This window comes from Bradyrhizobium sp. CCBAU 51745 (genome assembly GCF_028128715.1).
Lineage (GTDB): Bacteria > Pseudomonadota > Alphaproteobacteria > Rhizobiales > Xanthobacteraceae > Bradyrhizobium > Bradyrhizobium manausense.
In genome coordinates this window covers 1-15,287 of sequence record NZ_LBJP01000080.1, presented here as the reverse complement: position 1 = coordinate 15,287, position 15,287 = coordinate 1, and the positions used below count along the sequence as shown (strand labels likewise).

The following is a 15,287-nucleotide window of genomic DNA, read 5'->3' as shown; positions in this document are numbered from 1 at the left end:
CCACGTCCAGGATAATCTACAGGTGCCTGTTGAGGACAAGGTGACAAGCGCCTGCTCGGTATCAAGTTGTTGTTTTGAGCATGATCTTGTCGGAAAACCGCTGCGCACTTTTCCGGATCATGCTCTAAGAAAACGACATGAGCGAGACTTTCACAAGCGCGTCCCAGGAAGAAGCCGGCCTTCGCGAGCGTGTCCGGCTGTCGTTCGATCTCGACGCCGATATTTGCGTGATCGGGGCAGGGCTTGCCGGCCTTTCCGTGGCACTCGAGGCGGCACGGCTCGGGGCCAGCGTAGCGGTGCTCGAGGGCCGTCACATCGGCTGGAACGCCTCCGGCAACCAGCTCGGCACCGTGATGCCGGGCTTCGCGCTGCCGCTCACCGATCTGATCGAGCGCATCGGCTTCGAGGATGCCAGGGAGCTGTGGGGGCTCTCGAAGGAGGGCGCCGAGCTCGTCCGGGCCAACGTCACCGAAGAGAACATGCCTGATATCGGCCTCACCAAGGGCGTGCTCGAGGTCTCCAACGTCGATGCCGGCGACCGGCTGATCAGCCGGCTCCAGATGCTGTACGAGGATTTCGATACCGAGGTCGAAGGCTGGCAGGTCGATCGCGTGCGCGCGGCGCTCAAGACCGATCGTTACTTCCACGGGGTCTATTATCCCAAAGCGTTCCAGGTCGACGGCCGCAAATATGTCCATGGTCTCGCCGCGCTGGCGCGACGCGCCGGTGCGCGCATCTTCGAGGACACGCCTGTCGTCAGCATCGACCATTCCGGCATCCGCAAGCGCATCGTCACGCCTTCGGCGCGGCTGCGCGCCTCCCACATCGTGCTGGCCGGCAACATTCATCTCGGTGCGCCATTGCGGCGGCTGTCGGATACGCTGCTGCCGGTCTCGCGCTATGCCGGCATCACCGCGCCGCTCGGCGAGCGCGTGCATGACATCATCCGATTCAAGGGCTCGGTGATGGATGACGACGGCGTCGATCATTTCCGCATCGTCGATGGCGACCGCCTGATGTGGGAGAGCCCGGAAACCACCTGGGCCGCCCGACCGCAGCGCTTTGCAGGCAGCGTCAAGCGCCGTATCCGGTCGATCTTCCCCGAGCTCGGCAATGTCGAGATATCGGAGACATTCGGCGGCGCCACCGGCCAGACCGTGCACGGCATGCCGCAGATCGGGCAGCTGCGCAAAGGCCTGTGGGTGGCGAGCGGGTTCGGCCGCCAGGGCATGAACACGTCGGCCATGGCCGGGCAATTGATCGCGCGCAGCATTCTGTGGGGTGAGGAGCGCTGGAAGCTGTTCGCGCCGTTCGAGCTGGTCTGGGCCGGCGGCACGACCGGGCGGGTCGCGGGCCAATTGGTCGGCCTCTGGGGCAGGGCGAGTTCGTCCGCCGCGGGGACGCTGGCCCGATACCGCGAGCGGGCGCGGGTGAAGGACAGGGAGCGTGAGGCGCGCCTCGCCGAGGCCAACCGGGCCGCCGGCACCGGTCCGCGCCACCAGCCCTCAGGGGTTCGGCCGCGACTGGCGCCGGCGCCACCGCAGGCGGCAGCGACGGAGCAGGCGGAACCGGCCGCGCGGGAGCAGGGCGTCTCGCAATAAGGGCGCGAAAAATCCCGACTGGACGTGTAACATTGTCCGTCAGAGCCCGTATCTCAGGGCGTAGACGCTCCCGTACGGAGAATGAGATGTTTGACCGCCGCATCCTGCTAACCACTGTCGCCGGCCTGTTCGGCCTTTCGGCCTTCCGCTGGCTGAGGGCAACGCCAGCGCAGGCTGGAGAGAAAGCCGCGCAAAAATTCGAGATCGAGAAGACCGACGCCGAGTGGCGGGCGCAATTGACGCCGCAGCAATATGAGATCCTGCGCAAGGAAGGCACCGAGCGCCCGGGCTCCAGCCCGCTGCTGAACGAGCACCGCAAGGGCGTCTTCGCCTGCGCCGGCTGCGACCTGCCGCTGTTTAGCTCGGAGACCAAGTTCGAGAGCGGCACCGGTTGGCCGAGCTTCTACCAGCCGATCGAGGGCAATGTCGGCAAGACGGAGGACCGCAGCTTCGGCATGGTGCGCACCGAGGTGCACTGCCGGCGCTGCGGCGGCCATCTCGGCCACGTCTTCGACGACGGTCCGAAGCCGACCGGGCTGCGCTATTGCATCGACGGCTTCGGACTGGTCTTCCACCCCGCGACGCCGTCGGCGACGTAGGGCGTTGAGGTGTCATTCCGGGCGGTCCGCAGGACCGAACCCGGAATCTCGAGGTTCCGGATTCGCTGCTCACGCAGCGCTCCGGTACGACAATGTGCCCCGGCAATTGTTGCCGGTCCGGCAATTATGCCCCGGTCCTTCGGCTGGGGCATTTCTATTTAAGCCATTGATTTCGTGAGGATACCCGCCTTGGCATAGGCCTTGCGACTGTCTCCCCGACTGCGGCCATGGTCGACCGGCCGCCGAGACCGGATTTGGAGACAAAGTTATGGGTATCTTCGATGCAATGAACACCTCGGTGGGTGGCCTGCAGGCGCAGTCCTACGCGCTTCAGAACATCTCGGGCAACATCGCGAACTCGTCCACCACCGGTTACAAGGGCATCGGCACCAGCTTCGTCGATCTCATTCCCGACGCCTCGGTCCCGAGCAAGCAGGTCGCGGGCGGGGTGACGGCCAACGCCAAGGCCACCATCACCACCCAGGGAACGATCTCGTCCTCCAGCGTCGCCACCAACATGGCGATCACCGGTGACGGCTTCTTCTCGATCCAGAAAGCCACCAGCATCGTCGACAACCTGCCGCAGTTCAGCGGCGTGACCTATTACACCCGGCGCGGCGACTTCCAGCTCAACGCCAACGGCAACCTCGTCAACGGCGCCGGCTACTATCTGATGGGCGTCACGGTCGATCCGAAGACCGGCAACCCGCAGGGCAACGTTGCGAGCGTCCTGAAATTCCAGAACAACTTCATCCCGGCGCAGGCAACCACCTCAATCCAATACGCCGCCAACCTGCCGAGCGTGCCGAACACGGTGGCGAGCTCGACCGCAGCGACCGGTACGCTTCTGGCAGCCGGCGGTATCAACCCCTCGGATTTCGCCGCGAACCCGCTGCCGGTCGGCACTCCGCCCGCGCCCTATACCAACGCGACGGTATCCGGCGCAGCCGCAACCGGCAATTTGCGATCGCCGTACTCGTCGACGACGGGGACGGGGACGGTTGCGCTCCAGAACAATTCGGCCGCGGTGGCATCGACCTCCACGTCGCTCGACAACACGGTGGGCACCCATCTCGCCTCCAGCATCCTCACCGCGCTGAGCGGCCAGACGCTGACCATCAACGGCAACACCATCACCTTCAACGGCGGCGCCACCGTCACCACGGCGGGCAGCAACACCACGATCGGTCTCGGCGCCGGCACGACGGCGACGGTTCAGAGTATCCTGACCGCGATTCAAACCGCAGGCGGCGCCGGTGTCACGGCGACCCTGACGGCGAGCGGCAACATTCAGATCTCGACAGGCACGACCACCGACGTGGCGGTCGGCAGTGGTACGGCGGCGACCGCGCTCGGCCTCAGCAGCGTGACGCGCGGCGGCAACGTGTTGTCCTCTCCAGCGATCACGGGTGCCACGGTGCTGAGCGGCACCGCGACCGCCGGCGGCGCCGAGGTGCTCACATCGGGGTTTATTGCGGGCGACACGATCACGGTCGACGGTCAGACGCTGACCTTCATGGCGTCGGGCGCGGCCGGCGCGAACCAGATCAACGTCACCGACAACATTACGACCCTGCTCGGCAAGATCGACGCTCTCTCCGGTGCGTCGGGATCATCGGTCAGCGCCGGTGGCGTGATCACGCTGAACACCGGCACCGTTTCGAACCTGTCGGTGTCGAGCTCCAACAGCGCCGCCTTCGCCGCGCTCGGCTTCACCTCGACCATCACCAAGAATCGCAACGGAGGTGGCACCGCAGGCACCGGCGGCGTGATCGGCAACGATATCGCGACATTCACCAAGGAATCGATCAGCGGCGGTGCGGTGACGGCCTACAACGCCGCCGGCACGCCGGTGAACCTGCAATTGCGCTGGGCCAAAACCGATAGCGCCTCGCTGGGGCCGGGTCATTCCGACAGCTGGAACCTGTTCTACCAGACCGACCCGAACGCGACCGGTACGGCGGTCGGCTGGGTCAATACCGGGCAGGCCTTCACCTTCGCGGCCGACGGCTCGCTGACGTCGCCAAGCGGCTCCGGCATCACAATCCCGAACGTCAGCGTCGGCGGTCAATCGCTCGGCTCGGTCGCCTTCAACATCTCCTCCGGCGGGCTGACGCAATATGCCTCGACCAGTGGCGCGGTGACTATCAACACCATCACGCAGAACGGCTACGCCGCCGGCCAGCTCCGCTCGGTCGCCGTCAACAATAACGGCCTCGTGGTCGGCACCTTCTCCAACGGCCAGAACCTCGACCTCGCGCAGGTGTCGTTGTCGCACTTCAACGGCACCAACTACCTCAAGGCTCTCGACGGCGGCGCCTACGCGGCGACGGACCAGTCGGGTCCGGCGATCGACGGCGCCTCGGGCACCATCAGCGGCTCGTCGCTGGAGGGATCCAACACCGACATCGCCGACGAGTTCACCAAGCTGATCGTGACCCAGCAGGCCTATTCGGCCAACACCAAGGTGATCACGACGGCGAATTCGATGGTCCAGGATCTCCTCAACGTGTTGCGCTGATCGGCGCGTAACGTAACCAAAGGCGGCAAGTAAGATGGGTTTGAGTTCAGCCCTTGCCAGTGCGATGAGCGGTCTGCGTGCCAACCAGGCTGCGCTGTCGATCGTTTCGTCGAACGTCGCAAACTCGCAGACGCCGGGTTACGTTGCCCAGACGCCGAACCAGATCGAAGTCAGCACCGGTGACTTCGGCGCGACGGCTAAGACCACAGGCGTCAGCCGCGACATCGACAGCTATGTGCAGAACCAGCTGCGCACCGAGACCGGCGGCAGCGGCTATGCCGACCAGATGGCCAACATTCTGAAGCAGCTTCAGAGTGTCTATGGCACGCCCGGCAACAGCGGCACGCTCGAAAACGCGCTGAATAATTTCACCTCATCGCTGCAGGCGCTCTCCACCAGCGCAGGCTCGTCGTCGGCGCAGCGGGTCGCGCTCGGCGCCGCACAGGCGCTGGCGACGCAGCTCAACGTCACCACCAAGGGCATTCAGTCGCTGCGTTCCAACGTCGAGCAGGATCTCAGCACCTCGTCGCAAGCCGCCAATGCGGCGTTGAACCAGATCGCCGACATCAACACCAAGCTGCAGGGCCTGGCGGCCACCGACCCGTCCGCAGCAAACCTGATGGACCAGCGCGACCAGGCCATCAACGCGCTGTCGAAATATGTCGACGTCCGCGTCACCACCGACGGATCGAACCAGGCCAACATCTACACCACGACAGGCATCCAGCTGGTCGGTGCGGGCCTCGCCTCGCAATTCTCGTTCGCGTCCGTTGGCGCGCTGAGTGCTACGTCGCTCTATAATATTGATCCCGCCAAATCAGGCGTTGGCGCGCTCAGCATCAAGCTGCCGAACGGCTCCTCCATCGACGTCGCCGGCAACAACGTCGTCTCCTCCGGGCAGATCGCGGCCGATTTGAAGCTGCGGGACCAGACGCTGGTGCAGGCGCAGAACCAGGTCGACCAGCTCGCCGCGACGATGTCGAGCGCGTTGTCGGACAAGACCACGGCGGGCACCACCGTTTCCGGTCCGCCCGCAGGTTTCGACATCGATCTTGCCGGCGCGCAACCGGGCAACACCGTCAACATCACCTATATCGACTCCACCAACACCCAGCGCCAGATCACGCTGGTGAACGTGACCGATCCGACCGCGCTGCCGCTCCAGAACGCCACCAATGCCAATCCGATGCAGATCGGCGTCAATTTTTCCAGCGGCATGGGCGCGATCGCATCCGCGCTCAACACCGCGCTGCCGGGCTCCCATTTGTCGTTTTCCCCGTCGCCCGCGAGCGCGACGGTGCTGCGCGTCACCGACGACAATTCCGGCCTCGCCAAGGTCACTGCGGCGTCGAGCAGCAAGACGGTCTCCTCGCTGACCTCGGGTGGCCCGCAGCTGCCGCTGTTCACCGACGGTGGCCAGGCGCTCTACACCGGCGCAATCACGGGGACGGGCTTGCAGATGACCGGCCTTGCCGGCCGCATCGCCGTAAACACGCAACTCACCGCCGATCCGACCAGGCTGTCGATCTACAATACGTCGCCGGTAACGCCCACGGGCGACACCACGCGCTCGGACTATCTGTACTCGCAGCTCACCAGCGCGGTGTACTCCTATTCGCCGCAGACCGGCCTCGGCTCGGCCAGCCAGCCGTTCACCGGCAGCGTTTCGAACTACCTCCAGCAGTTCCTGAGCGTGCAGGCCAACGCCTCGACCCAGGCGACCCAGCTGCAGCAGGGCCAGAGCGTCGTGGTCTCGACGCTGCAGGCCAAGTTCAACTCGACCTCCAGCGTCAATCTGGACTCGGAGATGTCGAACCTGATCCAGCTCCAGAATGCCTATGCCGCCAACGCCCACGTGATGTCGGTGGTGCAGAGCATGATGAACACGTTGATCCAGGCTCAAGGGTAATCAGTAGGGCTCTGAAACATGTCGATCAGCAGCATCAATTACGGCTCGTCAGTCCTCGGCGCGCAGATCCGCAATATCAACCAGCAGCTCACCGACCTGTCGACGCAGCTCTCGACCGGCAAGCTGTCGCAGAACTATTCCGGCATGGGCACCAACGAAGGCTTTGCGATCGCCTCGCGCGCGCAGCTTTCGAACATTGCCGCCTATACCGACACGATTACCAACGTCAACGTCAACATCAATCTCGCCAACACCGCGCTGCAGTCGCTGACGACGATCCGCAACACGGTGCAGACAGGCTCGGCCGGCACCTCGCAGGATCTCAACGTCAACGGCCAGACGGTGGCGCAGAACACGGCGGCCGCGCAGTTCGGCTCGATGGTCGGCGTCCTCAACACGCAGTCGGGCAACCGCTATCTGTTCTCCGGGACCGCCTACAACACGCAATCCGTCGCCAATGCCGGCGACATCATCAATGGCACCACGACGCAAGCGGGCCTGAAGACCGTCATGGCGGAGCGCCAGGCCGCCGATCTCGGCGCCAACGGCATGGGACGGCTGGTGCAGTCGACGTTGCCATCCGGCGCGATCCAGGTGCAGGAGGATTCGCCGACGTCGCCGTTCGGGTTGAAGATCGCGGCGGTGTCCTCGACGCTGACGGGCGCGACCGTCACCGGCCCGAGCGGCTCGCCGGTATCGTTCTCGGTCAATCTCAATGGCGTCAATCCAAAGAATGGCGACAAGCTCAGCGTGCAGTTCACGCTGCCCGATGGTTCGACCGAGCAGATCGACCTGACCGCGTCCACTGCGACGCCGACGCCGGTCGGGAGCTTTGCGATCGATCCCGGCAATCCCAATATCATTCCAGCGGTCCCATCCAACCCGGCCATCACCTCGGCGAACCTCAACACCGCGCTGAACACCGCAATCAAGAAGCTGGCGGGCACCTCGCTGGTGGCCGCATCGGCCGTCGCCGCCGGCGACAACTTCTTCAATACGGCGGGATCCGCCACCGCGAATGGTGCGGCCCTCGGCAATCTGGTCTCACCCTATACCTCGACGACCGGGACGGGGTCGGTCGCGTTGCAGGACAGCGCATCGGCGGCTGCCACAACGACGACGTCGCTCGATCCTTCGGCGACACCCCATCTCAACGGGGCCGTTCTCAGCGCGCTCGCCAACGCTCCGACCGGTACTACTTTGACCATCACCGGCGCGAGCGGCGCCCACACGATCACCTTCGACCCCAACGTCGCCACGGTCACGTCGGCCAGCGGCAATACCACGATCGGATTGGCGTCGGGCAGCGTCGCGAAAGTGTCCGACATCTTGAATGCGATCGCGACGGCTGCCGGCATCCCCGCCGCCAACGTGACCCTGAGCGCCAGCGGCAATATCCAGATCGCGACTGGCACTGCCACAGACGTGACGGTCACCGCCGGCCCGGCGGCCACGGCGCTCGGTCTCAGCAGCGTGACGCGAGGCGTCAACACGCCGTCGACGCCTCCGATCACGGGTTCAACCGTGCTGAGCGGCACGGCGACCCCGGGCGGCCCGGAAGTCCTCCAATCTGCGTTCCAGGCGGGGCCGCCTGCCGACACCATCACGGTGAACGGTCAGACGCTGACTTTTGTCGCCTCGGGCGCCACCGGGCCAAACCAGATCAACATTACCGACAACGTCGCAACTCTCCTCAGCAAGATCGATCAGCTCACCGGCACCACGAAGCCGTCGACCATCCATGGCGGCGTGATCACGATCAACACGGACGATCCCGGCAGCCTCAACATCACGAGCTCCAACAGCGCGGCGTTCGGGGCGCTCGGCTTCACGACGTCCCCGGTCACGGCGGCAAAGGCCCCGCTGCGCGTCGGCTCTTCGCCATTAGGCTCGGCGACGACGCTGGTGAACGGCTCGGCCACCACAGTGAAATGGTACACCGGCAATGACGGGCCGGGCTCGGCGCGCTCGACTGCGGTGGCGCGGGTGGATGACTCCGTCACCGTGCAATATGGCGCGCAGGCCGACGAGACCGCGATCCGCAAGCAGTTGCAGGCGATCGCCGTGTTCGGCACGTTCTCGACCTCGCCGACCGGGCAGTATGCGGGCGGGCAGGTGGCCGCGTTGGCCTTGCGCACCACGCAGGCGCTGACGCCGCAGGCCGGGCAACAGAAGATCGAGGACATCCAGACCGACATCGCGATGGCCCAGAACACGATGAAGGACGCGACCACGCGCCAGACCCAGGCCAAGGCGCAACTCCAGACCATCGTCGACCAGGCGGAATCGGCTTCGCCCGACCAGGTCGCGAGCGAGATCCTGTCGCTCCAGAACGCGCTACAGGCGTCCTACCAGACGACCGCCAAGCTCGCGGAGCTCTCGCTGGTCAAGTTCCTGTAACGGCGCATTAAGGCGCCGTTAACCATGCCTGTTTACCTCTTGGAGAGGATTGGAGCGGGCGGAGCCGTCAATGTCGGACAAGATGCAATTGGTGGTGGCGACGCCCTGCTTCGGCGGGCAGGTTTCGAGCATCTATGCGAGCTCCATCTTCGCGCTGCAGCGCGCCTTGCACGGCATGTCGAACCTCGCCCTCAAGGTACATTTGCGCGACGGCGATGCGCTGATCACGCGCGCACGGGCCAATCTGGTCGCGATGTTCCTGGACGACCCCGACGCGACACATTTCCTGTTCATCGATGCCGATATCGGCTTCAGGCCGGAGCAGGTGTTCCGCCTGATCGAATGTGGCGCCGATGTCGTCGCGGGCTGCTATCCGATCAAGCGCGTCAATTGGGGCAAGGCTGCGCGGGCGATCCAGTCGGGACGCATCGATGTGCCGGCGGCCTCGCTCGACTACGTCCTCGAGATCGAGGACCCCGATCGTATCGTGGTGGTCAACGGTTTTACCCGCGTGCGCTATGCGGGCACCGGCTTCCTCATGATCCGCCGCCAGGCGCTGGAGGCGATGTGCCGCCATCCTGATTACGCCAATCTGCAGTTCTTCCGCGAGCATTCGCACGATACGCTGGCCGCGAGTCGGAACCGGTTCGCGCTGTTCGAATGCATGATCGATCCGGCGACCGGCACTTACCTCTCCGAGGACTTCGCCTTCTGCAAGCGCTGGACCGATATCGGTGGCGAGATCTGGGCCGACATCCAGAGCCCGCTCGATCATGTCGGTCCCTCGGTGTTCCACGGCGACATCGCCTCGCAATTCGCTGCCGTGCCTGCGGCGGCCGGCGCGGCGTGAGCTTGTCGGGATGAGCATCGGCGCATCCCGCCCGGCAGACATCGCGCGCGCATCCGGAGGCGGCTCGCGCTATCGTCTGCGCGATCTGTTCACGCCGCTGGATACGCTGCTCGTCTCCGGCGGTGACGGGCGGCTGGCGCTTGATCCGAAACAGTGCGTCAACGCCTATGGCTGCGGATCCTCGCCTGAGCCCGAGATCTGGAATTTCGCCTCTTCGACCGCATCGACGATCTCGCAAGGAGCCTATGATCGCGCCGCGCTGGCGCGCGAGGAACTGGTCCACAAATCGCTGTTCGACGAGGTCGAGATCGCCTTCGACCGGCGCTGCGAGGACATGCGCGCGGAGCTGCGCGGCCACTTCCTGCTCGCGCCGAGCGTCGACGTCGTGTTCTCGCCATCGGGTACGGATTCCCAGCTGCACGCTCTGTTCCTTGCCCACGCGGTGCTCGGCACGCCGCCGGTGACGATCGTGGTGGGTGCCGACCAGACCGGCAGCGGCACTGTTCATACCGCGCGCGGGCACCATTTCAGCACGGTGACGGCGAGCGGCGTTGCGGTGCGCAAGGACGCAGCGATCTCGGGCCTTGCCGGCGACACGATCGCGGTGCCGCTGCTTGACGCCGCTTCCGGCTTCGCCATGCGTCCTGACGCGGATGATGCTGTCATCCGTGCAATCGAAGCCAGCCTCGCGCAAGGCCGGCGCGTTCTGTTGCACATCATGGATTCGTCAAAGCTCGGCTGGCGCGCGCCAAGTTTCGCCTGTCTCAACGAGATCGCGCGGCGCTGGCCGCGCGAGGTTCAGATCGTCGTCGATGCCTGCCAGGCGCGACTCGGCCGCCGCCGGCTGCGCCTCTATCTCGATCGCGGCTACATGGTGCTGATAACAGGCTCCAAGTTCTTCGGCGGCCCCGCCTTCAGCGGCGCGCTGCTGCTGCCGAAGGGATTGTCGCGGGCGCTCGACCGGATCGACCGGATCGCGCCTGATTTCTTCGATTATGCCGGCCGCTGTGACTGGCCGATGGCGTGGACGGCGCTGCGCTCGCGCTTCGAACGCCGTCCGAATTTCGGTCAATGGCTGCGCTGGGAAGCGGCCCTGGCCGAGATCGGCACCTATTATGCTGTGCCCGGCGCCTTCCGCACCAAGGCGATGGCCGAGCTGGCAGCCGGCATCGACAGCATGATCGCGCTGTCGCCGTCGCTGCGTGCCGTCCCGCAACCCGTCGGCACTGCTGATGCCGATGATGAAGAATTTATGCAGCGATCGATCTTTCCGTTCACCCTGATGCGCCACAATAGGCCGGTGTCGATCTCGGATACCAGCACCGTCCATCGCGCGCTCGCGCGCGCCATGAACGATGACATCGGCGGCAGCGCCGCGGACCGGCAGGTCGCGGCGCAACGCTGCCTCGTCGGCCAGCCGGTGCGGCTGCAGCAGCCGGACGGTGCGCCGCAGGCTGCGTTGCGGCTCTGTGTCGGCGCGCGAGACGTCACCGAGGCCTGGTCGGCCGACAGCGCGCAAGCGCAACGTAATGTGCAGCACATTCTCGATCGCATCGCCCACGTCCTGGTGAAGATCGAGCTGCTGCTTGACCGTACCGCCGCTGTGCCGGCGTAGCCCGTATAGGTGTGAAATGTTGCATCCGCTTGCCGCGCCCGACTATGCCGACCGTATCGGCTTTGCGCATTTGACGCGCCAGGCCTTCGAGGGTGTCGACCTGCACCCGCTGCGCGAGCATCTGCTGGCGCGAATTGCCGAAGGGACGGCGCAGGCTGGCGAGGGCCTGGATCTGTCCCTGATCGCCCAGCTGATGGGGGAAAAGGAAGCCGGGCTCGTCATCCAGTCCGAGGTGCTCTCGTTCCACCAGCTGTTTCGGACTCCTACCGCTGCGCCGAAGCCGGGCCTGCGCGTGCTGGCTCTGGCAGCGGACATCGACATGGGCGGCAACACGCCGATCGAATTCCTGCTCGAAGGTTCCGACATCGAGCTCCTGACGCTTTATGTGACCAAGGACAAAGGCCTGCCGGAAACGCTGCCCGAGCACGACGTTGCCATCGTGGTCGCATCTGATTCCGAGGAATGCCGCGAAGCGCTTGCGCTGATCGCAAAGGCTGCGCCGAACTGGCCGCGGCCGTTGCTCAATCGCCCCGAGCTGATCGGCAATCTCGATCGCGACAAATTATTCCGGCTGCTCGCCGGTATTCCCGGTCTCGACATTCCCGTGACCGCCCATGCGACCCGTGCACAATTGACCGCTCTGGCGGAAGGCCGGATTGCCTGCTCGGAGATCACGGGCGAGTTGCACTTTCCGATGATTGTGCGGCCGCGCGGTACGCATGCCGGCGTTGGACTTGCCAAGCTCGACGATGCCGCCGCGCTCGCGGCCTATCTCACCGAGCGACAGGAGCAGGACTTCTTCGTGGCGCGTTTTGTCAACTACGCGAGCCCCGACGGGCTCTATCGAAAAATCCGGCTCACCGTGGTCGACGGTAAGCCCTATGCCTGCCACATGGCGATCGCCGATCGCTGGGACATCTGGTATCTCAACGCCTACATGGCGTTTAGCGAAGAGAAGCGGGCTGAAGAGGCCATCTTCATGCAGGACTTCGATCGCGCTTTCGCCGCGCGCCACAGATCCGCGCTTGACGAAATGAGCCGGCGCGTCGGGCTTGATTACTTCATCGTCGATTGCGCCGAGAACCAGAAAGGCGAGCTGTTGGTGTTCGAAGCCGACAACACCGCCGTCGTGCACAACATGGATTCGCCTGTCGTGTTTCCATACAAGCCGCCGCAGATGCGCAAGATCTTTGCCGCATTCACAGCGATGCTGTCGCGGCATGCCGCGGGGACCGCAACGGCGGGCGTGGGAAGCGCAGCATGAACGAGATCATCCGCAATCCGAAGGCCGGCGCCACGAACGGGTCGCTCGATCCGCAGGACTGGAGCGCGTTTCGCGACCTCGCCCATCAGATGCTGGACGAGGCGATCGACGGCATTGCCAATGTCCGCGCGCGGCCAGTCTGGCAGCCGATCCCCAACGAGGTCCGTGCGGCTATTCGAACCGACGTGCCGCGCGAGGCAACCGATCTCGCTGACGTCTATCGCGAGTTCTCCGAGCACGTCGCCCCTTACGCGACGGGCAACGTTCATCCCGGCTTCATGGGCTGGGTGCACGGCGGCGGCACCGCCGTCGGCATGGTCGCGGAGATGCTTGCAGCTGGCCTCAACGCCAATCTCGGCGGGCGCGATCACATGCCGATCGAGATCGAGCGCCAGATCGTCGAGTGGATGCGCGGCCTGTTTGGCTTTCCGCAAGGTGCGAGCGGCATCTTCGTCACCGGCACGTCGATGGCCAATCTGATGGCGGTGCTGGTGGCGCGCACGAATGCGCTCGGCACGCTGGCACGGCAGCACGGCATCAGCAGCGACGGTGCGCTGCTCACGGCCTATGCGTCGAAGGCCGCGCATGGCTGCATCTCTCGCGCCATGGACATCGCCGGCTTCGGCACCGATGCGCTGCGCAAGATCGAAGTCGATGCCGATCATCGGATCGATGTCGCTGCTCTGCGCGCAAGGATTGCCGTGGATCGCGAAGTCGGTTTCAAGCCGTTCCTGGTCACGGCGTCGGCAGGCACTGTCGACATCGGTGCGATCGACGATCTCAGGGCGATCGCGGAGCTGTGTCGCGAGGAAGGCATCTGGTTTCACGTCGACGGCGCCTTCGGTGCGCTCGCGATCCTGTCGCCGGAGCTCGCGCCGTTGCTCGATGGCATCGCGCTTGCGGATTCGATCGCACTCGACTTCCACAAATGGGGACAGGTGCCTTACGACGCCGGCTTCCTGCTGGTGCGCGACGGCGAACGTCACAAGCAGGCGTTTGCGCAGCCGGCGGCCTATCTGAGCCGCGAGGCGAGGGGGCTTGCGGCCGGCACTGTCTGGCCTTGCGATCTCGGCCCCGATCTGTCGCGCGGCTTCCGTGCGCTGAAGACGTGGTTCACGCTGAAGACGTTCGGCACTGACCGACTTGGCGAGGTGATCGCGCGAAGCTGTGCGCTCGCAAGATATCTGGAGACGCGTGTTCTCGCCGAGCCTCGGCTCGAGCTGCTGGCGCCCGTCAATCTCAATATCGTCTGCTTCCGCTACCGCGCCGCAGACGCGGTCAATCGCGAGATCGTCGCCGATGTCCAGGAATCCGGCATCGCTGCGCCGTCGAGCACGATTTTGGACGGCAAGTTCGCGATCCGCGCCGCGATCGTCAACCATCGTACCGCCGAGAGCGATATCGATGCGCTGGTGGCGGCCGTGATCAGGTTCGGTATGCAGCGGACCGGCGGATTGATCGAGGTCGAGGCGCCGCCGCTCGCGGCGCAGTGTTCGTGATCAGCTGAAACGACAACGGCCCCGGAGATGATCCGGGGCCGTTGTCGTTTGCGCGAACTTCTTGCGGAGATCAGGCCGCCGTGCTGACGTGACCCTCGGGATGCGCAGCGTTGTATTGGTCGCGCAGCTTCTCTTCATAGGCGATCAGCTTGCGAGCGTCCTTCAGCGCCCTGTAGAGGTCGCCGTTCAGGATGTTGTTGTTGATGCCCTCGATGATCGGCCAGGAGCTCGGTACGGCGGTGACGATGTCGCGCACCAGGTTGAAATAGGTGCCGTGCTGGGTCTGCGGGTCCGGCGAGATGTACATGAGCTGGACCGCCAGATAGACGAGCTTGGCCGGGGTATCGGCGGTCTCGGGCGTGAGGATGTCGCGCTCACGCAGGATCGGCACGTTGTCGCCGTCGATCAGAAGGCGGGCCCGCTGGTCGGTGTTGGTGATGACGCAGTTCCCGACGATGATGCGTTCGTGCGGTCTGAGCTCGACCTTGAGGGCCATGCCTGTTCTCCATCAACGCTTTTGTAACGAGCGGCGCACCCTTCCCGAATAACGGCTGCCCGCCCTGATTTGGGTCCAATCCTTGCTGAATGTGGTTAACGGGTCGTTAACATTTTCGCGGCAGCCGAAAAATCAAGCGGTGCCAATGCGTTGCGCCCCTGCGACGACGCCGGTCAGAACCTTTGCAGCGAGGCGTTTCCGTCCGACGCGGAGAAACCACCGGTTTCATTTCACGGATTGTTAGAGGCTCGGAGGCACCGTCCGCCGGTCGTTTGATCAATGTCGGTCAAACAGGACGCGTAGCTACCAGAAAGGTAACAGTATGTCCGGTATCGTCCTCTCCTCTTCGGTTCGCCAGAACCTGCTCTCCCTCCAGTCTACCGCCGATCTCCTCGCCACCACCCAGTCGCGTCTGTCGACCGGCAAGAAGGTGAACTCGGCGCTGGACAACCCCACCAACTTCTTCACCGCACAGTCGCTCGACAACCGCGCCAGCGACATCAACAATTTGCTCGATGGCATCGCCAACGGCG

At 64.8% G+C, this 15,287-nt stretch carries 11 protein-coding genes; 10 read left to right on the top strand and 1 reads right to left on the bottom strand.

Annotated elements, in window-relative coordinates; all coding sequences use genetic code 11:
- Nucleotides 1-137: 137 nt before the first annotated feature.
- The 9 genes from XH98_RS21575 (at nt 138) to XH98_RS21535 (ending at nt 14,258) form a co-directional block, all read left to right on the top strand.
- Complete coding sequence (locus XH98_RS21575; RefSeq protein WP_271619848.1) at nt 138-1,601, top strand: NAD(P)/FAD-dependent oxidoreductase; 1,464 nt, start codon at nt 138-140, stop codon at nt 1,599-1,601.
- A gap of 86 nt (nt 1,602-1,687) precedes the next feature.
- The gene (gene msrB / locus XH98_RS21570) at nt 1,688-2,200 is read left to right on the top strand and encodes a peptide-methionine (R)-S-oxide reductase MsrB (protein WP_271619847.1); all 513 of its coding nucleotides are present in this window, start codon (nt 1,688-1,690) and stop codon (nt 2,198-2,200) included.
- 268 nt (nt 2,201-2,468) lie between these two features.
- The gene (locus XH98_RS21565; RefSeq protein WP_271599925.1) at nt 2,469-4,721 is read left to right on the top strand and encodes a flagellar hook-basal body complex protein; all 2,253 of its coding nucleotides are present in this window, start codon (nt 2,469-2,471) and stop codon (nt 4,719-4,721) included.
- Between the two features lie 34 nt (nt 4,722-4,755).
- The gene (gene flgK / locus XH98_RS21560) at nt 4,756-6,630 is read left to right on the top strand and encodes a flagellar hook-associated protein FlgK (RefSeq protein ID WP_271619846.1); all 1,875 of its coding nucleotides are present in this window, start codon (nt 4,756-4,758) and stop codon (nt 6,628-6,630) included.
- 18 nt (nt 6,631-6,648) lie between these two features.
- Nucleotides 6,649-9,030 carry a flagellar hook associated protein gene (locus tag XH98_RS21555; protein WP_271619845.1) on the top strand — a complete coding sequence of 794 codons (2,382 nt, stop codon included), beginning with the start codon at nt 6,649-6,651 and terminating at the stop codon, nt 9,028-9,030.
- 70 nt (nt 9,031-9,100) lie between these two features.
- On the top strand, nt 9,101-9,880 hold the full coding sequence (locus tag XH98_RS21550) for a hypothetical protein (protein WP_271619844.1): 780 nt from the start codon (nt 9,101-9,103) through the stop codon (nt 9,878-9,880).
- A gap of 10 nt (nt 9,881-9,890) precedes the next feature.
- The gene (locus XH98_RS21545) at nt 9,891-11,495 is read left to right on the top strand and encodes a hypothetical protein (protein WP_271619843.1); all 1,605 of its coding nucleotides are present in this window, start codon (nt 9,891-9,893) and stop codon (nt 11,493-11,495) included.
- A gap of 16 nt (nt 11,496-11,511) precedes the next feature.
- Entirely contained in the window at nt 11,512-12,759 is a 1,248-nt protein-coding gene (locus XH98_RS21540) for a hypothetical protein (RefSeq protein WP_271619842.1), read from the top strand.
- Entirely contained in the window at nt 12,756-14,258 is a 1,503-nt protein-coding gene (locus XH98_RS21535) for a pyridoxal phosphate-dependent decarboxylase family protein (protein ID WP_271619841.1), read from the top strand. Before XH98_RS21540 ends, XH98_RS21535 begins: the two co-directional genes overlap by 4 nt.
- A gap of 70 nt (nt 14,259-14,328) precedes the next feature.
- Here the strand turns inward: XH98_RS21535 and flbT are convergent, their stop codons facing one another.
- Nucleotides 14,329-14,754 carry a flagellar biosynthesis repressor FlbT gene (gene flbT / locus XH98_RS21530; protein WP_237864948.1) on the bottom strand — a complete coding sequence of 142 codons (426 nt, stop codon included), beginning with the start codon at nt 14,752-14,754 and terminating at the stop codon, nt 14,329-14,331.
- A 322-nt stretch (nt 14,755-15,076) separates the two neighbouring features.
- On the opposite strand from flbT, the gene XH98_RS21525 reads away from it, so the two are divergent.
- Nucleotides 15,077-15,287: flagellin N-terminal helical domain-containing protein (locus XH98_RS21525; protein ID WP_442868622.1), on the top strand; the 211-nt coding region annotated here is incomplete at its 3' end.

Excerpts from the sequence above, each read along its gene's own strand:
- XH98_RS21575 (WP_271619848.1), top strand. The coding sequence starts at position 138 with ATGAGCGAGACTTTCACAAGCGCGTCCCAGGAAGAAGCCGGCCTTCGC.
- msrB (WP_271619847.1), top strand. The coding sequence starts at position 1,688 with ATGTTTGACCGCCGCATCCTGCTAACCACTGTCGCCGGCCTGTTCGGC.
- XH98_RS21565 (WP_271599925.1), top strand. The coding sequence starts at position 2,469 with ATGGGTATCTTCGATGCAATGAACACCTCGGTGGGTGGCCTGCAGGCG.
- flgK (WP_271619846.1), top strand. The coding sequence starts at position 4,756 with ATGGGTTTGAGTTCAGCCCTTGCCAGTGCGATGAGCGGTCTGCGTGCC.
- XH98_RS21555 (WP_271619845.1), top strand. The coding sequence starts at position 6,649 with ATGTCGATCAGCAGCATCAATTACGGCTCGTCAGTCCTCGGCGCGCAG.
- XH98_RS21550 (WP_271619844.1), top strand. The coding sequence starts at position 9,101 with ATGTCGGACAAGATGCAATTGGTGGTGGCGACGCCCTGCTTCGGCGGG.
- XH98_RS21545 (WP_271619843.1), top strand. The coding sequence starts at position 9,891 with ATGAGCATCGGCGCATCCCGCCCGGCAGACATCGCGCGCGCATCCGGA.
- XH98_RS21540 (WP_271619842.1), top strand. The coding sequence starts at position 11,512 with ATGTTGCATCCGCTTGCCGCGCCCGACTATGCCGACCGTATCGGCTTT.
- XH98_RS21535 (WP_271619841.1), top strand. The coding sequence starts at position 12,756 with ATGAACGAGATCATCCGCAATCCGAAGGCCGGCGCCACGAACGGGTCG.
- flbT (WP_237864948.1), bottom strand. The coding sequence starts at position 14,754 with ATGGCCCTCAAGGTCGAGCTCAGACCGCACGAACGCATCATCGTCGGG.